This is a genomic window from Flavobacterium circumlabens (genome assembly GCF_004345565.1).
GTDB classification, from domain to species: Bacteria; Bacteroidota; Bacteroidia; order Flavobacteriales; family Flavobacteriaceae; genus Flavobacterium; species Flavobacterium circumlabens.
In genome coordinates this window covers 95892-117545 of record NZ_SLWA01000001.1, presented here as the reverse complement: position 1 = coordinate 117545, position 21654 = coordinate 95892, and the positions used below count along the sequence as shown (strand labels likewise).

Annotated in this window: 18 protein-coding genes; 17 read left to right on the top strand and 1 reads right to left on the bottom strand. The window is 35.6% G+C overall.

What is annotated here, in order from left to right:
- Positions 1-91: 91 nt before the first annotated feature.
- The 5 genes from EV142_RS00480 (at position 92) to EV142_RS00460 (ending at position 2670) form a co-directional block, all read left to right on the top strand.
- A complete protein-coding gene (locus EV142_RS00480) occupies positions 92-601 on the top strand; it encodes a DUF4920 domain-containing protein (protein WP_132031669.1) in 510 nt (169 codons plus the stop codon).
- A gap of 214 nt (positions 602-815) precedes the next feature.
- Positions 816-1070: a hypothetical protein gene (locus tag EV142_RS00475; RefSeq protein ID WP_132031667.1), complete on the top strand. Its 255-nt coding sequence runs from the start codon at positions 816-818 to the stop codon at positions 1068-1070.
- Positions 1071-1295, top strand: a complete 225-nt coding sequence (locus tag EV142_RS00470) for a hypothetical protein (protein ID WP_132031665.1) — start codon at positions 1071-1073, stop codon at positions 1293-1295.
- A gap of 179 nt (positions 1296-1474) precedes the next feature.
- Complete coding sequence (locus EV142_RS00465) at positions 1475-2176, top strand: hypothetical protein (RefSeq protein ID WP_132031663.1); 702 nt, start codon at positions 1475-1477, stop codon at positions 2174-2176.
- A gap of 11 nt (positions 2177-2187) precedes the next feature.
- Entirely contained in the window at positions 2188-2670 is a 483-nt protein-coding gene (locus tag EV142_RS00460; RefSeq protein ID WP_132031661.1) for a hypothetical protein, read from the top strand.
- An 87-nt stretch (positions 2671-2757) separates the two neighbouring features.
- Here the strand turns inward: EV142_RS00460 and EV142_RS00455 are convergent, their stop codons facing one another.
- Positions 2758-3147, bottom strand: coding sequence for an SPOR domain-containing protein (locus EV142_RS00455; protein WP_132031659.1), 390 nt, complete (start codon positions 3145-3147; stop codon positions 2758-2760).
- A gap of 218 nt (positions 3148-3365) precedes the next feature.
- On the opposite strand from EV142_RS00455, the gene EV142_RS00450 reads away from it, so the two are divergent.
- The 12 genes from EV142_RS00450 to EV142_RS00395 all read left to right on the top strand — a co-directional run.
- Positions 3366-4697, top strand: a complete 1332-nt coding sequence (locus EV142_RS00450; protein WP_132031657.1) for a c-type cytochrome — start codon at positions 3366-3368, stop codon at positions 4695-4697.
- Between the two features lie 32 nt (positions 4698-4729).
- The gene (locus EV142_RS00445; protein ID WP_132031655.1) at positions 4730-7786 is read left to right on the top strand and encodes a TAT-variant-translocated molybdopterin oxidoreductase; all 3057 of its coding nucleotides are present in this window, start codon (positions 4730-4732) and stop codon (positions 7784-7786) included.
- A gap of 38 nt (positions 7787-7824) precedes the next feature.
- Entirely contained in the window at positions 7825-9225 is a 1401-nt protein-coding gene (gene nrfD / locus EV142_RS00440) for an NrfD/PsrC family molybdoenzyme membrane anchor subunit (RefSeq protein WP_132031653.1), read from the top strand.
- On the top strand, positions 9218-9742 hold the full coding sequence (locus EV142_RS00435) for a DUF3341 domain-containing protein (protein WP_041516373.1): 525 nt from the start codon (positions 9218-9220) through the stop codon (positions 9740-9742). The genes nrfD and EV142_RS00435 overlap by 8 nt, the downstream gene beginning before the upstream one ends.
- An 8-nt stretch (positions 9743-9750) precedes the next feature.
- Positions 9751-10296, top strand: coding sequence for a c-type cytochrome (locus EV142_RS00430; protein ID WP_059117857.1), 546 nt, complete (start codon positions 9751-9753; stop codon positions 10294-10296).
- Between the two features lie 27 nt (positions 10297-10323).
- The gene (locus tag EV142_RS00425; protein WP_132031651.1) at positions 10324-11718 is read left to right on the top strand and encodes a cation-translocating P-type ATPase; all 1395 of its coding nucleotides are present in this window, start codon (positions 10324-10326) and stop codon (positions 11716-11718) included.
- A gap of 19 nt (positions 11719-11737) precedes the next feature.
- Positions 11738-12925 carry a cytochrome c oxidase subunit II gene (locus EV142_RS00420; protein ID WP_132031649.1) on the top strand — a complete coding sequence of 396 codons (1188 nt, stop codon included), beginning with the start codon at positions 11738-11740 and terminating at the stop codon, positions 12923-12925.
- Between the two features lie 31 nt (positions 12926-12956).
- Positions 12957-14759 carry a cytochrome c oxidase subunit I gene (locus EV142_RS00415; protein WP_127337703.1) on the top strand — a complete coding sequence of 601 codons (1803 nt, stop codon included), beginning with the start codon at positions 12957-12959 and terminating at the stop codon, positions 14757-14759.
- Positions 14760-14946: 187 nt separating this feature from the next.
- Positions 14947-15969, top strand: a complete 1023-nt coding sequence (gene ruvB / locus EV142_RS00410) for a Holliday junction branch migration DNA helicase RuvB (RefSeq protein WP_132031647.1) — start codon at positions 14947-14949, stop codon at positions 15967-15969.
- A gap of 10 nt (positions 15970-15979) precedes the next feature.
- Complete coding sequence (locus EV142_RS00405) at positions 15980-17326, top strand: cytochrome P450 (RefSeq protein WP_132031645.1); 1347 nt, start codon at positions 15980-15982, stop codon at positions 17324-17326.
- Entirely contained in the window at positions 17326-18249 is a 924-nt protein-coding gene (gene queG, locus EV142_RS00400) for a tRNA epoxyqueuosine(34) reductase QueG (RefSeq protein ID WP_132031643.1), read from the top strand. Before EV142_RS00405 ends, queG begins: the two co-directional genes overlap by 1 nt.
- Positions 18250-18856: 607 nt before the next feature.
- Positions 18857-21654 (top strand): HYR domain-containing protein (locus EV142_RS00395; RefSeq protein ID WP_132031641.1); only part of this gene is annotated, 2798 nt, incomplete at its 3' end.

Below are 21654 nucleotides of genomic sequence, written 5' to 3'. Positions count from 1 at the left end.
ATATTTTTGTGCCAGATCATTATTTTCAAATGCAGGAATATTTTTATTTATTTCAAATTTTAATATTATTTTTGATTAAAATTATTTGACTATGAAACGATTAATATATACAGTACTTCTTTTTGTAAGTATTTCTACTTTGTCCTTTTCCCAAGAAGCCGTAGAGAAAAAATCTCCGCCGGAAGGGAATGCTTTAGTGGGAGATTATTATGGAGCCGATGTTTCTAAAGTATCTGAAAATAAAGCGATCCCGGTTGATAAGCTGGAAAGCGGATTAAAGGATTCGAAAAGGATAGAAAATGTTGCCGTAAAAGGAGTGGTAACCGACGTTTGTGAAAAAAGAGGATGCTGGCTCACAATTAAAACAGAAGGAGGGAATCCATTTTTTGTTAAAATGAAGGATTATGCTTTTTTTGTGCCGACAGCTTTAAAAGGGAAAAATGTTGTTTTAGAAGGTGTCGCCGAGAAAAATATCACCTCCGTTGAAGAGCTAAAGCATTATGCAAAAGATGCTAAAAAACCGCAATCAGAAATAGATGCCATTACAGCACCAAAAGAAGAGATTCGATTTGTAGCTGATGGAATTAAAGTGGTAAACTAAGGATTGCTGCAATTTCAAATGAAATAATTACCGATGAAGTCTCAATGAAAGTTGAGGCTTTTTTTGTTTAGTAGTACTCTAACTTGTTTTAGGGCTTAAAATACCTGAATTCATTTTTATAAGTTTTTTCTTTTTATTTTAAAATTAACATATGAAAAATCTTATTTATTTTGAAAATATTTATATTTACAAAAAACAATAAATTGAGATGAAGATGAAAAAGCCAGCCAAACCATTCTTAAAAATTAGTTTTATCTTAGTGATAACATTTTTTATGTTTAATTGTAGTGATGAGCCTCTTGATTCTAGCGCTGTAACAACCGAATTAGACTTTCAATCAGCCAAACTGGAAACATTGCCTCTGAAAAAATCGTTTGATTTCTTTAATGAATTAAATAATGAACAATTAAACAAAAAAGCAGTAGATACTAATATTGATCTAAAAATAGATTTGTCCTCTTTAGAATAAGTGGATGTAACAGATACAGATGCTAAATTAAATATTGCAACTGCTACGACTGGATTGGAAGGAGTAGAGACAGAAATTTTGCAAATCAAAATAGATGGAGAAGTGCAGACAGTTTTGTTCCACCGCATATCTGAAAGCAGAAAAGCTTCTGTGACTGCCAGGGCTCCCAATGATAATGGGGAATTTACGGGTCGTATCTATTCTACTAATTTAAGAGGTGCTTAGTGGTTTTAAATTGGAGAAGGGAATTGTTACGCGTGTAAATATTCCTTCGGCTTATATTAAGGATCCTGTTCCATTAAAAGAGGTTGTTGTTAAAAACACCCACATAGCACCCGTAACAAATGATGCTTATACAAGGATGAATTATCAGTTTGTGCGAACGCAAAAACAATGGTTCTGCAATGGGTATTGCTTATGCCGCTTATTTCGGGAAACAATATATAAAAGCATTTGATGATAAGATTGATGATTCTAAATTGCCTCCGTGTTTGAAGAAAATTCTTAATGATCTAAAAAAGATGGGGGCTAGTCCTGGGAATATGATTGCTAAATTTACAGGTGATCCCTGGTCTGCAAATTATAATTGGACAATGGAGCAAGGAAAAACGAGTCCAGACGTTCCGGCACATACATTAGCTAATTCTTATAATGCAAATACAGGTATTAAAACGGTCTTTGATGTTGTGTCCTATACTAATGCAACAGAGTTGTCTTGGGCAAAAACAATGCTTCATGAATCAATTCATTCTTATTTGACAACCTATTATATACGTAATCACAAAGATATGGCAGCAACCTATCCTCAAATGCTTGAAGAATGGGGTAAGAGTACTTTTAACAAAGCGCAACATGAAGAAATAGCTAGAACCCTTATAAATTCAATTAGCGTTGCTTTAGAAAATTATGGCATTGATAAAGGGTATAAATTAGATAAGCAGTTTTATCAGGATATGGCTTGGGGTGGTCTTGAAGAAACGGATGAATTTAAGAAATTACCCGAGGCAGATAGGAAAAGAATATCTAATACTCTTCAAATTGAGTTAAGTGGATATGATGATTTGGGTAAAGTTAAACCACAAAAAGGAATAAAAACGGGTTGTTAATTTGTTTCATTATGAAAATAAATAAATTTATTGTTTTAATGTTTTCCTGCTTTTTTTTTATAAGTGGAGGGTCTTTTGCACAAAAGAAATTAATTCCAAATAATAACAAGGGAGGGTACAATTTAGTTGTAAGTGAGGAAAAATTAAAAAATGATGATGCTCATTATGTCACAATACGGGGACATGTTTATGATTTAAAAACTGAGAAACCTTTGAGTGTTGCAAAATTGATAGTAGGTTGTTTTGAATTTATGACGACAGATCAAGGAGAATATTCGTTTAAAACTAGAAATCAAGAGGATGAGTTTTTTTATGTAGAGGTTTTTGCTTTTCTGTATCGACCTGTCGAGACAAACTATATTAATATCTATAATAAAAAGGAAGTAATAATAGATTTTTATTTAGCCGAAGACGATAGGCCATTCCTCGAGTGTTCGGCAATAGGAGGGGAAACACACAAGCGAAAGCAGGAAGAACTTAATAATTTAAAATAATACTATTTTTAATCTAATCAATACAAAAAAAAGCAACTCCTGAATAGAGTTGCTTTTTTTTATGATTCGCTATAATTTGTTCAGTGATTACTTGCCAGGTTTCAATAAAAAAACACTTTTATATTTCTTTTTGATTTCAGCTAAGTTTCTCTCCGCTTCGATTCTGGTTTTAAAATTACCTACAAGTACTTTGTAGTTTGGCGTGTTGAAAATTATAGTGCCGTCAATTGTGTAAAACTCTCTTTTAAAATCGGTTAGCGTTTTTTTGGCTTCATCGCTTTTTCCGCTAAAAATTTGAATTCTGTAAGTGTCATTTGTACTTATTGATGTGTTAATTTTACGTTTGTCATTCAGTAATTGCTCAAATTTAGGATCTTGATTTAGTGTTAAATTTTGGTCCTGAGCATTAATATTATAAGCTAAAGTTAGCATTGCTAATGTTAAGAAAACTCTTTTAGTGGGGGTTAAAATTCTCATAATGTGATGGTTTTTATGCAAAAATAGTATTTAAAGTTTATATTGAAAATTTCAATATTATTTAGAATTGATATAAATTGATATTTAAGAGTATTTTAAGGTTTTGAGAATAGTTCATAAGTCGTATTTTTGTGCAAGTTTTAAAAGAAGGTGTTCGGTTTTTATTGTTTTAATACAGAAAAAATCATACCAAAAATTAGTAGATAATTTTATACTATATGAAAAAGGTGGGTAACCATAATTCGATCTCAAGAAAATTATTACTTAGCTTATCGCTAACGTTAATTTTCTCCCTAACTTCATTTGCTCAAGATGCTGCTGCTCCTGCAGCGCCTGAAGCTGCTGCTCCGGCTGCAACTGCAGGTGGTGATCCAGTAAAAGGAAAGGAACTTTTTAATGCAAATTGCGCTGCATGTCACAAATTAGATGCAAAATCAACAGGTCCTGCTTTAAGAGGAGTTGCTGCTAAGCATGAAATGGCTTGGATCTACAAGTGGGTGCACAACAGTTCTGAAGTAATTAAGTCAGGTGACGCTGTTGCAGTTAAATTATTTGAAGAAAACAATAAGTCTGTTATGACTGCTTTTCCTCAATTATCAACAGGTGATATTGATAATATTATCGCTTATACTTCTGAAGTAAAAGCTGAGCCTGCTGTAGTTGCCGGTGGTGCTGCTACTCCTCCTGGAACAAACGTTGAAAGTGGAAGTATTTCTAACAATATCATTTTAGGGGCTCTTGCTCTTGTAATGGCTATTTTAGTGGTAATGTTGTTCATGGTGAACAAAGTATTAACTAAGGTTGCTGGTAATAATGGTATTGTAGTCGCTCCTAAAGAGGCCAGAACACCAATTTGGAAAGCGTTTGCCAGAAATCAATTCCTGGTATTAGTGACTTCTATATTCTTGCTTTTGGCTAGTGGTTATTTTGTATATGGATTTTTAATGCAAGTAGGTGTGGATCAGAATTATGAGCCAATTCAGCCAATTCATTATTCTCACAAAATTCACGCTGGTGATAACGAGATCAATTGTAAATATTGTCACTCTGCTGCTCGTGTTAGTAAAAATGCTGGTATTCCTTCTTTGAATGTTTGTATGAACTGTCATAAAAATATTTCTGAAGTTGCTGAAACTACGGCTACTCCTGAGTACAGCAAAGCGTTTTACGATGCTCAGATCCAAAAACTATATGATGCGGTTGGTTGGGATAAGACCAAACAAGCTTATACAGGAAAAACGCAGCCGGTAAAATGGGTTCGTATTCATAATCTTCCTGATTTTGTTTACTTCAATCACTCTCAGCACGTTTCTGTTGCAGGTGTTGAATGTCAGACTTGTCACGGTCCGGTACAGGAATTTGAGATCATGAAGCAATATTCTAAATTAACAATGGGATGGTGTATTGATTGCCATAGAAAAACCGATGTTAAGATGGAAGGAAATGCATATTACGATAAAATTCATGCTGAACTTTCTAAAAAATACGGTGTAGAAAAATTGACTGCAGCGCAAATGGGAGGTTTAGAATGCGGTAAATGCCACTATTAATCGAATTATTAAGATTTTAATATTTATATACAATGTCATCAAACAAAAAATACTGGAAAAGTGTTGAGGAACTAGAAAATAGTTCTATTGTTGAGGCGCTTAGAAATAACGAATTTGTTGAAGAAATTCCTACTGATGAATTTTTAGGAAACGCAGATGCATTAGCTTCATCTGGAACTTCACGTCGTGACTTTTTAAAGTACGTAGGGTTTAGTACTGCAGCCGTAACGCTTGCAGCTTGCGAGGGCCCTGTTCACAAGTCTATACCTTATGTGTTGCAACCAGAACAAATCATTCCTGGTGTTGCTGATTATTATGCAACTACTGTTTTTGATGGTTTTGATTTTGCTAACCTTTTGGTGAAAACCCGTGAAGGTCGTCCAATTAAAATTGATAACAATACTATTTCCGGAGCTAAGTTTTCAGCCAATGCGAGAATTCATGCGTCTATCCTGTCTTTATATGACAGTATGCGTTTGAAAGAACCTAAATTGGATGGAAAAAATAGTAGCTGGTCTGCTGTTGATTTGAAAATTAAATCAAGTATTGCTGATGCAAAGGCAAAAGGTGGGCAAGTTGTATTGTTGACTAATACTTTAGCGAGTCCGTCTACTGAAAAACTGATTGGTGAATTTATCGCTAAAAATCCAAATGCTAAGCATGTGGTTTATGATGCAGTATCTTCTTCAGATGCTTTAGATGCATTTCAAACAGTATATGGTGAAAGAGCTTTAGTTGATTATGATTTTTCAAAAGCATCTTTAATCGTTTCTGTTGGTGCTGATTTCTTAGGAGACTGGCAAGGTGGAGGATATGATTCAGGATATGCAAAAGGACGTATTCCTCAAAACGGAAAAATGTCCCGCCATTTCCAGTTTGAATCAAACATGACTTTATCCGGAGCTGCTGCTGATAAGCGTATTCCTATGACAGGGGCTGATCAGAAGCAAGTTTTGGTTCAAATATATAATATCGTTGCAGGTGCTTCTGTTCCGGTTTCTTTGGAAGCTAAATTTAAAACAGAAGCTGTTAAAGCTGCTCAGCAATTAAAAGCTGCTGGATCAAAAGGAGTTTTAGTATCTGGAATTGAAGATAAAAATGCTCAGTTGTTAGTTTTGGCTATCAACCAGGCATTAGCCAGTGAGGCTTTTACTACTGTTGGAACAAGACAGATTAGAAAAGGTTCTAATGCGGTTGTTGCTCAATTGGTAAAAGATATGAATGCTGGCAGTGTTCATACTTTGATCATGAGTGGTGTTAACCCGGTTTATACATTAGCGGATTCTGCTTCTTTTGAAGCTGGATTGAAAAAAGTAAAAACATCAGTTGCATTTTCTTTAAAAGAAGATGAAACTGCATCAGTTACTACGATTGCTGCTCCTGTTGCTCACTATTTAGAGGCTTGGGGTGATGTTGAGATAACAAAAGGAACTTATAGTTTAACACAACCAACTATCCGTCCTATATTTAATACAAAACAATTTCAAGACGTTTTATTATCGTTAAACGGAATTCCTGGAACTTTCTATGATTATATCAAAGCTAATGCTGCTGGTATTACTGTAGGTTCTTCATGGAATAAAGTTTTACATGATGGTGTTTTTGTAGCTGGATCAGCTGCATTGGCAGGTGGAGCTGTTGATTATGCTGCTGCTGCAAACGCAGTTTCAAAATCAAAATCAGCTGGTGATTTCGAATTAGTATTATATACTAAAACAGGTTTAGGTGACGGACAACAAGCAAACAACCCTTGGTTGCAAGAGTTTCCGGATCCAATCACAAGAGTATCATGGGATAACTATGTTACTGTTTCGAATGCTGATGCTAAGAAATTGGGTTTAACAAATGAAATTGTTGCTAACGGAGGTTTAAATGGTAGTTATGCTACTATTACAATAGCTGATGGTACTAAGTTAGAAAACGTGCCGGTAATTGTTCAGCCAGGACAAGCTGTTGGTACACTTGGTTTAGCTGTTGGTTACGGTCGTAAAGCTGCTTTGAAAGAAGAAATGCAGGTAGGTTTAAATGCTTACGCTTTATATAAAAACTTTAATAGTGTTCAGGCTGTTTCTTCTATTGTGAAAGCAAATGGAGTACACGAGTTTGCTTGTGTTCAGGGTCAGAAAACTTTAATGGGTAGAGGAGATATTATTAAGGAAACTACTCTTGAAGTATTTAATTCTAAAGATGCTGAACATTGGAATCCACAACCAATGGTGTCTTTGGATCACCAGGAAGTAGAAGCTACAACGGTTGATTTATGGGAGTCATTTGATCGTTCTACAGGACATCACTTTAATCTTTCAATTGACTTAAATGCTTGTACAGGATGTGGAGCATGTGTTATTGCTTGTCATGCTGAAAACAATGTACCTGTCGTAGGGAAAGCTGAAGTAAGAAGAAGCCGCGATATGCACTGGTTGCGTATTGACAGATATTATTCTTCTGAAAGTACTTTTGAAGTTGATAATGAAAGAAAAGAGAATATTGCTGGTTTATCTAGTTCATTGTCTACTTTTAATGAAATGGAAAAAGCGGGAGATAATCCTCAGGTTGCTTTCCAGCCAGTAATGTGTCAACACTGTAATCACGCACCTTGTGAAACAGTTTGTCCGGTTGCTGCAACCTCTCACGGTCGTGAGGGTCAAAACCATATGGCATACAACAGATGTGTTGGTACTCGTTATTGTGCAAACAACTGTCCGTATAAAGTACGTCGTTTTAACTGGTTCTTGTATAACAAAAACAGTGAGTTCGATTATCACATGAATGATGATTTAGGTCGTATGGTATTAAATCCAGACGTAAATGTTCGTTCTCGTGGTGTTATGGAAAAATGTTCTATGTGTATTCAAATGACACAAGCTACAAAATTGAAAGCGAAAAATGAAGGACGTCCGGTTGTTGATGGTGAATTCCAGACAGCTTGTTCCAGCGCTTGTTCTTCTGGAGCAATGATATTTGGAGATGTTAATGATAAAGAAAGTAAAGTGGCTAAATTAGCTGCTGATGAAAGATCATACCATTTGTTAGAGCATGTTGGAACAAAACCTAATGTGGTTTACCATGTTAAAGTTAGAAATACGTAGTACAAAGAATTATTAATTAAGAAACAATATAAAGGATTATGTCGTCTCATTACGAAGCACCCATTAGAAAACCTTTAGTTATAGGTGATAAATCTTATCACGACGTAACAGTAGATGTAGCTGCGCCTGTTGAAGGTAAAGCAAATAAACATTGGTGGATTGTATTTTCAATCGCATTAACGGCCTTCCTTTGGGGACTGGGTTGTATTATTTACACTGTATCTACCGGTATCGGAACATGGGGATTAAATAAAACAGTTGGTTGGGCCTGGGATATCACTAACTTCGTTTGGTGGGTAGGTATTGGTCACGCAGGAACATTGATCTCTGCGGTATTATTACTTTTCCGTCAGCGTTGGAGAATGGCTATTAACCGTTCTGCAGAAGCTATGACTATTTTCTCAGTAGTTCAGGCAGGTTTATTTCCAATTATTCACATGGGCCGTCCATGGTTAGCATACTGGGTTTTACCTATTCCAAATCAGTTTGGATCTTTATGGGTAAACTTTAACTCACCGCTACTTTGGGACGTATTCGCAATTTCAACGTATCTTTCAGTGTCACTGGTTTTCTGGTGGACTGGTTTACTACCTGACTTTGCAATGCTGCGTGACAGAGCAATAACACCTTTCAATAAAAGAGTATATTCGATCCTGAGTTTTGGATGGAGCGGTAGAGCAAAAGACTGGCAACGTTTTGAAGAAGTATCTTTAGTACTTGCAGGTTTAGCTACTCCACTTGTACTTTCTGTGCATACTATTGTATCGATGGACTTTGCTACTTCTGTAATTCCGGGATGGCATACAACAATTTTCCCTCCGTACTTCGTTGCCGGAGCGGTATTCTCAGGATTTGCAATGGTAAATACATTGTTGATTATCATGAGAAAAGTTTCTAACCTTGAAGCTTATATCACACTTCAACATATCGAATTGATGAACATTGTAATTATGATTACGGGTTCTATTGTTGGTGTTGCTTATATCACTGAGTTATTCGTGGCTTGGTATTCAGGTGTAGAATACGAGCAATATGCTTTCTTAAACAGAGCTACCGGACCTTACTGGTGGGCATATTGGTCAATGATGACTTGTAACGTTTTCTCTCCACAATTTATGTGGTTCAAGAAATTAAGAACAAGTATCATGTTCTCATTTATTATTTCGATTGTAGTAAACATCGGAATGTGGTTCGAAAGATTCGTAATTATCGTTACTTCTTTACATAGAGATTATCTTCCGTCTTCATGGACAATGTTCTCACCAACATTTGTTGACATTGGAATTTTCATCGGAACAATTGGTTTCTTTTTCGTATTGTTTTTATTGTACTCAAGAACATTCCCTGTAATTGCTCAGGCGGAGGTAAAAACAATTTTGAAAGGAACAGGAGATAATTACATTAGAGAAAGAGCAAATAAAGATTCACATCATGAGTAATAAAGTAATATACGCCATTTATAATGACGATGATATTTTGATGGATGCAGTAAAGAAAACCAGAGCTGCGCATCATCATATTGAAGAAGTTTTTACTCCATTCCCAGTTCACGGATTGGATAAAGCTATGGGATTAGCACCAACAAGATTAGCAATTTGTGCATTTTTGTATGGATGTGTTGGTATCTCTGTTGCGACAACCATGATGAGTTACATTATGATTCATGACTGGCCACAGGATATTGGTGGAAAACCAAGTTTCAGTTTCATTCAGAATATGCCTGCATTCGTGCCAATTATGTTTGAAATGACTGTGTTTTTTGCTGCTCACTTAATGGTAATCACTTTTTATATGAGAAGTAGATTATGGCCGTTTAAAGAAGCTGAAAATCCTGATGTAAGAACAACAGATGACCATTTTTTAATGGAAGTTGCCGTAAACGATAACGAGGCAGAACTAGTTTCTTTCTTCGAAGGTACAGGAGCAGTTGAAGTTAAAGTAATTGAAAAGAATTAATTGTAGCTATGAAAAGGATATATAAAATAACACTTTTAGTTGGTATAACTATTTTAGTTTCATCTTGCCACAATAATTCGGCACCAAACTATCAGTATTTCCCTAATATGTATGAGTCTGTAGGTTATGAAACCTATTCAGAGGCAAAAATATTTAAAGGAGGAAAAGAAGGACAGCTTCCTGTAGAAGGAACTATTAACAGAGGTTTTGAGCCTTATGAATATGAAAATTCAACTGCTGGTTATGAATTGGCTAAAGCTAATCTAAAATCACCTTTGGATTCTATCGAGAGAAACTCAGGCAAAGGAAAAGAACTTTTCGAAATTTATTGTATCAGTTGCCATGGTGCAGCTGGAAACGGTAAAGGTAAATTGGTTGAAAGAGAAAAATTTCTTGGAGTACCTAGCTACAAAGACAGAGAAATCACTGAAGGAAGTATCTTTCACGTTGAAACTTATGGTTTAAATGCAATGGGTTCACATGCAAATCAATTAAGTGCCCACGAACGTTGGTTAGTTGCTGACTATGTTCTAAAACTAAAAAGCCAATTATAATTGTTGAACAAACTGATCGTAATAGATATGTATACATTTTCAAGTAAATTAAAAACTTTTTCTATCATCCTAATGGCCGTTGGTATATTAGGAATTGGATATGGTTTTTTAAGTGCGCCTAAAGATATTCAAGAAGTTGAAAAAATACTAGCTGCAGATGCACATGGTTCTCATGGTGCGGCGCATGAAGCTACTGCTGGGGCTTCTCACAAAGAAGCAGGTCATCATGAAGCTGCAGAAGCTTCTCATGAATCACACGAAGGTGGTGAGCATGCAAAAGTAAGTGTTGCCGATGAGCATGAAAAACATTTAGAACATGTATTGCACCAATTGCAAAATAAGCCTTGGTCTGCCTTATATGTTGCCTGTATTTTTTTCTTACTGCTTTCTATGGGAACTTTAGCATTTTATGCTATTCAACAAGTTGCCCAGGCAGGTTGGTCTCCGGTTTTGTTTAGAGTTATGCAGGGAATCACAGCTTATTTGCCAGTTGGTTCTGTTATTTTCTTTATCATATTAATTCTTTGTGGATTACATTTTAATCACATATTTGTATGGTTAGACAAAGGAATTACAGATCCTACAAGTGCAAATTATGATGAAATTATTGCTGGTAAAGCGGGTTATTTAAATTTTTATTTCTGGATTATCAGAGCTGCTATATTTTTAATAGGATGGAACTTATATCGTTATCAATCCAGAAAAAATTGTTTGGCTCAGGATGATGCTAAGGATGATCTATACTACAAAAAGAACTTCAAGTTAACTGCTGGGTTCTTAGTATTCTTTATTGTATCTGAATCTATTATGTCCTGGGATTGGATTATGTCTATTGACCCACACTGGTTCAGTACTTTGTTCGGATGGTATGTATTTGCTTCTTTCTTTGTAAGTGGTATTACTACTATAGCATTAGTTACTGTGTACTTAAAGTCAAAAGGATATTTAGAATATGTGAATACAAGCCATATACATGATTTAGCTAAATTTATGTTTGGTATAAGTGTTTTCTGGACTTATTTATGGTTCTCTCAATTTATGTTGATCTGGTATGCTAATATTCCTGAAGAAGTAACCTATTTTATAACAAGAATTCAGTTGTATAACTTACCATTCTTTGGAGCTGTAGTTATGAACTTTGTTTTCCCATTATTAATATTAATCAATACAGACTTTAAACGTCTTAGCTGGGTTATTGTAATGGCTGGTATTGTTATCTTATTAGGTCACTATGTAGATTTCTTTAATATGATTATGCCTGGTACAGTTGGAGATAAATGGTTTATTGGAATTCCTGAAATTGCATCTATACTTTTCTTCTTAGGTTTGTTTATTTTTGTAGTGTTTACTGCATTAACTAAAGCTCCTTTGTTAGCAAAAAGAAATCCTTTCATTGAAGAAAGTAAACATTTTCATTATTAATATTTAAAGAAGTAAACAGATGACAAGTTTGTTGGTAATTATAGTTTTAGTTTTATTAGCAGTTGCATTATGGCAATTGACCAAGATATTTGATCTTACTCAAGTGGGGTCTTCTTCGGACGATTCTCAGGTTGCATCAGATAATGATAATAATATTCAGGGATATATTATGTTCGGCTTTCTGGCATTCATATATATATTCACGATTTACGGCTTACTAAAATGGGGTGGTTTAGCACTTCATACTCCGGCGTCAGAGCATGGTCTTTTAGTAGATAATTTGATGAATATTACCTGGGTTTTAATTTTTGTAGTACAATTTATTACGCAAGGTTTATTATACTGGTTTTCTTTTAAAAATAGAGGTCATAAAGACAGAAAAGCGCTATTCTTTGCTGATAGCAGCAAATTAGAAGCAATCTGGAGTATTATTCCATCTGTTGTTTTGGCTTGTTTAATTCTTTACGGATTATATGCATGGAACAATATTATGTTCGTTGATAAAGATGAAGATGTTATCGAAATAGAATTATATGCGCAACAATTTAAATGGACTGCAAGATATGCCGGACAAGACAATGTTCTTGGAAAAGCCAATGTTCGTTTAATTGAAGGTGTTAATACATTAGGAGTTGACATGTCAGATCCTAATGCTCAGGATGATATCGTAGTTTCAGAATTGCATATCCCAAAAGGTAAAAAAATACATTTCAAAATGCGTTCTCAGGATGTATTGCACTCTGCTTACATGCCTCACTTTAGAGCACAAATGAACTGTGTTCCCGGGATGGTTACTGAGTTTGCTTTTATTCCAACTTACACAACTGCTGAATACAGAGAGTTGCCATTTATGATTGAAAAGGTGGCAAACATCAATAAACTTAGAGCTGAAAAAAGTGTAGAGTTGGTTGCTAAAGGCGGAACATCTTTAGATCCTTATACATTTGATTATTTATTATTATGTAATAAAATTTGTGGAGCTTCTCATTACAACATGCAAATGAAAGTAGTTGTTGATTCTCCGGAAGATTATAAAAAATGGTTAAGCGAAAAAACTACGTTAACTCAGGATATTAAGGCTGCAGCTGCTGCTGAAAAACCTGCTGAGGGAGTAAAAGCACCAACTACAGATAGTACAGCTAAAGATACAGTAAAAGCAGTTATTGATACCGTTAAAGCTGTTGTAGCTAAAGTGGCTATGAAATAATATTTATTAAGAAAATTTAAAGTATACATATATGTCAGCAGAAGCACACGATCACGGACACGAACACGATCACGAGCACGAACATCACCATAAAGACACTTTCATTACCAAATATATATTTAGTATTGATCACAAAATGATTGCTAAGCAGTACTTGATTACTGGTATCATCATGGGGATTATTGGTATTGTAATGTCATTACTTTTTAGAATGCAATTAGCATGGCCTGAAGAATCTTTTAAAATATTTAATGTTTTATTAGGGGATAAATTTGCACCCGATGGTGTAATGGCTAATGATATTTATCTGGCTTTAGTTACAATTCACGGTACTATAATGGTATTCTTTGTACTTACAGCCGGTTTGAGCGGAACTTTTAGTAATTTACTTATTCCACTTCAGATTGGAGCGCGAGATATGGCTTCCGGATTCATGAATATGATTTCGTACTGGTTATTTTTCCTGTCTGCTGTAATTATGTTGTCTTCTTTATTTGTTGAAGCTGGACCAGCATCTGCAGGTTGGACAATTTATCCTCCTTTAAGTGCATTGCCACAGGCAATTCCGGGATCAGGAACAGGTATGACTTTATGGTTAGTTTCAATGGCTATATTTATTGCATCTTCATTAATGGGATCATTAAACTACATTGTAACAGTTATTAACTTAAGAACTAAAGGAATGTCTATGACCAGACTTCCATTAACAATCTGGACATTTTTCGTAACAGCTATTATTGGTGTTATCTCGTTTCCGGTTTTATTATCAGCTGCATTATTATTGATTTTCGATAGAAGTTTTGGTACTTCATTCTTCTTGTCTGATATTTATATTGCAGGAGAGGTTTTACATTACCAAGGTGGTTCTCCGGTTTTGTTTGAACACTTATTCTGGTTCTTAGGACACCCTGAAGTTTATATCGTAATCTTACCAGCGATGGGACTTGTTTCTGAAATTATGGCTACGAACTCTCGTAAACCAATTTTTGGATATAGAGCGATGATTATGTCAGTTCTTGCAATTGCCTTTTTATCTACAATTGTTTGGGGTCACCATATGTTTATTTCGGGTATGAATCCTTTCTTGGGATCTGTATTTACCTTTACAACATTATTGATTGCAATTCCTTCTGCTGTAAAAGCGTTTAACTGGATTACAACTTTATGGAAAGGTAACTTACAATTCAACCCTGCAATGTTATTTTCTATCGGAATGGTTTCTACTTTCATCACTGGAGGTTTAACCGGAATCATCTTAGGAGATAGTACACTGGATATTAACGTTCACGATACATACTTTGTTATTGCTCACTTTCACTTAGTAATGGGTATCTCTGCACTTTACGGAATGTTTGCTGGTATTTACCACTGGTTCCCTAAAATGTACGGAAGAATGTTAAACAAAAACTTAGGTTATATTCACTTTTGGGTAACAGCAGTTTGTGCTTACGGAGTTTTCTTCCCAATGCACTTTATCGGATTAGCTGGTTTGCCAAGACGTTATTATACAAATACAAACTTCCCATTATTTGATGATTTACAAAATGTAAATGTTTTAATTACAACATTTGCTCTTGTAGGAGGTGCTTTCCAATTAGTATTTTTGTACAACTTCTTTAGTAGTATTTTCTACGGTAAGAAAGCAGTACAGAATCCATGGAAATCTACAACATTAGAATGGACAACTCCGGTAGAACATATCCACGGGAACTGGCCAGGTGAGATTCCTCATGTATACCGTTGGCCGTATGACTACAGTAACCCAAATCACGACGTTGATTTTGTACCGCAAAATGTACCAATGAAAGAAGGTGAAGAAGTTTTACACCACTAAAAATATTTTAAAAGACTGTCCGAAACGACAGTCTTTTTTTTAGCTATAAATTTCAATATCTTAAATTTCAAATTCCAGCCATGTTCATCATAGCATTGAAATTTGGAATTTAAGATATTGGAATTTTCATTTTTTTATTTAGAATTTAACTGTTTTACAAACTGATTACTTTATCTATCTTTGTAAAATGAATGAGAACCTAGATCCCACTACAAACGGATATAATCCAGAAGAATTAGATCTTGAAAAAAAATTGCGTCCGCTGTCATTTGATGATTTTGCAGGGCAGGATCAAGTTTTAGAGAATTTAAAAGTTTTTGTGGCTGCGGCCAATCAGCGTGGCGAAGCACTTGATCATACCCTTTTTCACGGGCCTCCCGGACTGGGGAAAACAACTTTAGCTAATATTTTAGCAAATGAACTTGAAGTTGGAATTAAAATTACTTCAGGCCCTGTTTTAGACAAACCAGGGGATTTGGCAGGTTTACTTACCAATCTGGATGAAAGGGATGTTCTGTTCATCGATGAGATTCATCGTTTGAGCCCCATTGTGGAAGAGTATTTATATTCGGCAATGGAAGATTTCAAAATTGATATTATGATCGAATCCGGCCCAAATGCCAGAACAGTTCAGATCAATTTAAATCCTTTTACCTTAATTGGAGCAACAACCCGTTCCGGATTATTGACTGCACCTATGCGTGCGCGTTTCGGAATTTCATCCCGTTTACAATATTATACCACCGAACTTTTAACGACTATTGTGGAAAGAAGTTCTTCTATTCTAAAAATGCCCATTTCTTTGGATGCTGCTATTGAAATTGCAGGAAGAAGTCGCGGAACACCTCGTATTGCCAATGCTTTATTAAGAAGAGTTCGTGATTTTGCACAAATAAAAGGAAATGGTACCATTGATTTAGAAATTGCGCGTTATGCTTTGAAAGCACTTAATGTAGATGCGCATGGACTTGATGAAATGGACAATAAAATTCTGCTTACTATTATTAATAAGTTCAAGGGCGGACCAGTTGGATTGTCTACTTTGGCAACTGCTGTCTCTGAAAGCAGCGAAACCATCGAAGAAGTCTATGAGCCTTTCCTGATTCAGGAAGGTTTTATTATGCGTACACCCCGTGGGCGTGAGGTAACAGACAAGGCTTATAAACACTTAGGAAAAATAAATACAAATATTCAGGGAGGACTGTTTTAATTCATTCAAAATGTCTGAGAATAATAAATATAATTATCCTGCAAAACTTTCAATATCCCGATTTTTTTTGGATTCTGAAGGGGTTCGTAAAAATCCTATCCCGTTTCACAGAAGGTATTTTGATAAATTGGGTGATTCCTTTTCTATTAGAATTGGAAGAACAAAACATATCATTTTATCCAGGGATAATGACGTTGCCCAATATATATTACAGAAGAATCAAAAGAATTATCATAAGTCTAAATTTCAGTCTGTTTATCTTTCGAAATATTTAGGGAAAGGACTTTTAACTGTTGATGGCGATTTTTGGTTAAAACAAAGACGACTTATTCAACCTGCCTTTCATAAACAAAAGATGAATCAGCTGGTTGAGAATATGCAGCAAACGATCGTTTTGGAGCTAAATGGTTTAGTAGAAGAAAGTGTTGTTGATCTTTTTCCTCTAATGAGTGAACTGGCTTTTAATGTGGTGGCTAAATCATTATTTCAGTTTTCTATAGCGGAAGAGAAATTGAATCGGATTAAATTTATTATTGAAGAAGTACAAAACTTTTTAATCAAGGAAATCAGACTTCCGCATAAAGCCTGGTGGTTCTCGCTAAGTGGTCAGGTAAAAAAACATCTGGAACTTGCCGCGGAAAATAACAGCATAATTCAGGAAATTATCGAAGAAAGAATTACTTCAAAGAATGAAGTTAATGATTTGCTGAATATGCTTCTGGAAACACGATACGAGGATAGTGGAGAGGGCATGTCTATAGGTCAATTGATAGATGAAATTAAAATTCTTTTTATCGCCGGACATGAGACGACAGCAAATGCGCTTACTTTTACACTGCATCTTTTAGGAAATGATTCCGCTGTTCAGCAAAAGGTATTGGATGAAATTATAAAAATTCAGTCAGAAACGGACGATGTTGTAGAACAGCTTCAGAAAATGACTTATACAAATGCTGTTTTAAATGAGTCTATGCGCCTCTATCCCCCGGCCTGGATTACAGATCGCCAAAATGTACAGGACGACAACCTTGGACAATTCAATATAAAAAGAGGAACCTTGATTGGAGTCTCTTTCTATGAGCTGCACAGAAATCCTAAATATTGGGAAAATCCGGATGCGTTTAATCCGGAGCGATTTCTCGGAGAACAAAGAAAACATTCTATGCAATATTTTTATCCTTTTGGAGCCGGACCCAGAATGTGTATCGGTGCAGGATTTGCTATTTATGAGATGTGTCTGGCAATTTCTCATATTGTTAAAAACTACAAAGTTGTTTCGGTTGAAAATACGGTTGATTTTAATCCGTTAATCACTTTAAAACCTGTAGGTGTTAAAGTCATTTTTTACAGGAGATAATGATTAATTCTAAAGAAACATATTCTAAATTTATAAAAGCAGAAGCCAAAAGACTTGGGTTTTTATCCTGTGGGATATCAAAAGCAGGATTTCTGGAACAAGAAGCCCCTCGATTGGAAAACTGGCTGAAAAATAACAGAAATGGTCAGATGGCTTACATGGAAAACCATTTTGATAAAAGATTAGATCCAACATTGTTGGTTGATGATGCAAAAAGTGTCGTCTCGCTTTTGCTTAATTACTTTCCCGGAGAAACTCAAAATCAGGAGAGTTTCAAAATTTCAAAATATGCTTACGGACAAGATTACCATACTGTTATAAAAGACAAACTAAAAGAGTTTCTTTTCTCCATACAGGAAAATATAGGTGAGGTTTCCGGTCGTGCATTTGTTGACTCAGCGCCCGTTCTTGATAAGGCCTGGGCAGCAAAAAGTGGTTTAGGATGGATTGGTAAAAACAGTAATCTGCTGACTCAAAAAGTAGGATCGTTTTATTTTATAGCCGAACTTATTCTGGATTTGGATTTAGAATACGACTTTGCCACAACAGATCATTGCGGTTCCTGTACGGCTTGCATTGATGCCTGTCCGACACAGGCAATAGTTGCTCCCTATGTTGTAGACGGAAGTAAATGTATTTCTTATTATACGATTGAACTTAAAGAAAATATCCCAACAGAAATGAAGGGAAAATTTGATGAGTGGGCTTTTGGCTGCGATACCTGCCAGGATGTTTGTCCATGGAACCGGTTCTCAAAACCTCATGCAGAACCCTTATTTAATCCAAATCCCGAATTGCTTTCTTTCTCAAAGAAAGACTGGATTGAAATTACTGAAGAAACTTTTCGGGCAGTCTTTAAGAATTCCCCTATCAAAAGAACAAAGTTTGATGGTCTAAAACGCAATATTAAATTTCTGCAGTAAGGTTAATTCTATGTTTTATCTTACCTTAAATTTTTAAAATTCATTCTTCCCTTTTTATAAGAATTATTAATTTTTATCTCAAACATAATTATTTTTCAAAAGTAAGTATTTGTCTACTTTTAAATAATTAACATGTTGATAGCTAATTATTTGTATTTTATATTGAGTTTTATTTTTTTGAAAAAAATTTACGTTTTTGTCGGATAAATATGTAAGAATGTCAAATATCAGCAATATTTTAATAGTTTTTGAGCCTTTGGTTATCAAATCATTACTTTTTCGCTATTTAAATGTGAATATCGACTCACAAAAGGTGTATTTCAACGACTTTATGGGTAGTTTGTCGACGAATGTATTTAGTATTGAGCACTTTACATATTTTCGCGGCACCAAAACTACTAATTTAATCCTAGACAGTATTATTTAGTCTTGAAACTATTTAACCTTATGGTCCACATGCGATGTTATTCTACTAAAAATTCTGAAACGACTTTTGTTGGATTTTTAGAAACCAATTCTTCCCTTTTATCGTATGTGTTCTATATTTTGAAAACTAAGTTAGTTTATTTGGTTTCTGATATTTCTATTTCACAAATAATAGTTGTCTATGCGTAATTTTACTTTTAAAAAGATTAGTTTATTTAAATTAATCTCATTTTTAGTTTTTTTCTTTTTTATAAATTTTAATGCTTCTGCTCAGTTTTATACAAAACATTATATCGCGCCGGCACCCTGGCAGTACTTTAGTAAAGCGAATGAAATTGTAATCGCAACAAATTCTGTTGCAGAAATAAATATAACGGTAGCGAAAAGTGATGGCACTTTTATAACTTCACTGAAGGCTAAAAAAGGGACGCCGGCTGTTTACAGATTTCCGCTTTTAGCAAAAAATCTTCCAATGAATGCCTTAGACACTGTACTTACAGGTGCGGGATTAATTGTAACTGCAGATGGACCAGTAGCTATAAATCTACGAAATATTGCTTCGGATGATTATTCCAATGGTGATAATGTTGATGCTAATATAAAAGGAAATGCAGCACTTACAAGCTTTGGAGATGCAGGGATTGGAGTCCGTTTTCGAATAGGTTATTACAGAGATGGTTCATTGGGAACTTTTAGCACCTTTGGAGATCAAAGGCCAATCTATAGTATTATGGCTACCGTTGATAATACATCTGTAAAGATAGATAACGTTGTTAAAGCGACATTAAATGCGGGACAAAGTTATTTGTTTAAGGCTCCAATGGGAACTTTAGTAGAATCTTCAAATCCATCAGTGATGAATACATCGGCTGCTATAGATGTACCGGGTGGTTGTGGAGATGGCGCTTTTAATCAAATTCCTCCTGAATCCGTTTTGGGAACTGAATATTTTCTGGAACGAGGAACGGGAAATAATACAGCAGAACAGACCACTGTAGTAGCTACAAAAGATGATACAAAGGTAACAATAGAAGGTTATTCAGCTACCGGAGCACTTATATCTACAACTACTCAGACTCTGGCACAGGCAGGGAAGTTTTATACTTTTGTAAATGGTGTTCCCGGCACAAGTTTTACGGCATCTCATATTGTTGCCGATAAGAGGGTTGCGGTTTATTCAGGGACTGCACAAAATTGTGAAGTTGATATTTCAACAATTGCACCAGTATCAGAATGTGGAGGATCTAATTTTATAGAAACAACCAAATTTAAAAATTATGCTTCAAATAATTTAGATTATTTTGGGTACATCCTTTTACGAAGTGCTACCGAAGTTGTAACAGTAAATGGTACTAATATTGCAAGTATCTCTGGTGTTGCAGCCCGTTATCAGATAGGTTCAACAGGCTGGTATTTAATAAACTTTAATAGTGTGCAAATTGGAAGTCCGGAAGTACTTTCTATTGCAAGTAATGCTAAACTTACCGTTTCGATAGTACAACAAGCAGGAGGATTCTCAATGGCAGGATTTTTCTCGAGTTTTGCTGCTCTGCCTGACGATCCTACTATGGCGTATGTTTCTGGAGGAGGATGTACTAATAACACAGCAACGCTAACAACTCCTTCCGGTTTTGCACCCTATCAATGGTATTATAATGGCACAGCAATTTCTGGTGCAAATTCAGATACATATATAGCTACCAAAACAGGTTCTTATGCAGTAGCTTCCACTTTAGCCTGTGGTGTTCAAACGCAGTCTAAACCGGTTTCAGTTACTTTATGTACAGATTTGGGAGTTACAAAAACGGTTGATAATGCAACACCATGTGTAGGCTCTAATGTAGAATTTACAGTTACTTTAAGCAATTTAGGGGTTAATAATGCCACAGGCGTTTCTATAAACGATTTGCTTCCTACGGGATATACTTATGTAAGTTCAGTAGCCTCAATTGGAAATTATAATTCAACAACCGGGGTATGGAGTATTGGAGATGTTGATGGAGGAGTTAGCCGAACATTAAAAATTACCGCAAAAGTAAACGCTACCGGAGTTTATAACAATACGGCAGCATTACCAAATTCTACAGTAGATAGTAATTCGGCCAATAATTCGGCAAGTGTTTCAACAACCCCTAAGCCATTACCAGTAGCGCTTTCCCTAACAGGAAGTACCATCTGTATTCCTGCATCAGGAGGGACTATTACATCCACAACGTCAGTTAATAATGTAAATTATCAATTATACAATTCAGCGAATACCGCTGTTCAGGCAGTAAAAGCAGGAACAGGATCTGGCCTTACCTGGTCAGGTCTTTCTGCAGGTACAGGTTATTATGTGATTGCGACTAATGCTGGAATGTGTACAATTACCAGTAATGTTGTTGCTGTTGTATCAGATACCCAAAAACCGACAATCACTTGTCCTTCGAATGTTACAAAAACAACAGATGCCAATTCATGTACTGCAACGGGAGTTGTTTTAGGAACCCCAACGACAGCAGACAATTGTGGAGTGGCTTCGGTTACGAATAACGCACCGACCTCATACCCAATCGGAGTGACAACGGTAACGTGGACTGTTACGGATAATTCAGGAAACACCCAAACGTGTACCCAGACTGTAACCGTAACCGATACCCAAAAACCGACAATCACTTGTCCTTCGAATGTTACAAAAACAACAGATGCCAATTCATGTACTGCAACGGGAGTTACACTAGGAACCCCAACGACAGCAGACAATTGTGGAGTTGCTTCGGTAACCAATAACGCACCGACTTCATACCCAATCGGAGTAACAACGGTAACGTGGACTGTTACGGATAATTCAGGAAACACCCAAACATGTACCCAGACCGTAACGATAACCGATACCCAAAAACCAACAATCACTTGTCCTTCGAATGTTACAAAAACAACAGATGCCAATTCATGTACTGCAACGGGAGTTACACTAGGAACCCCAACGACAGCAGACAA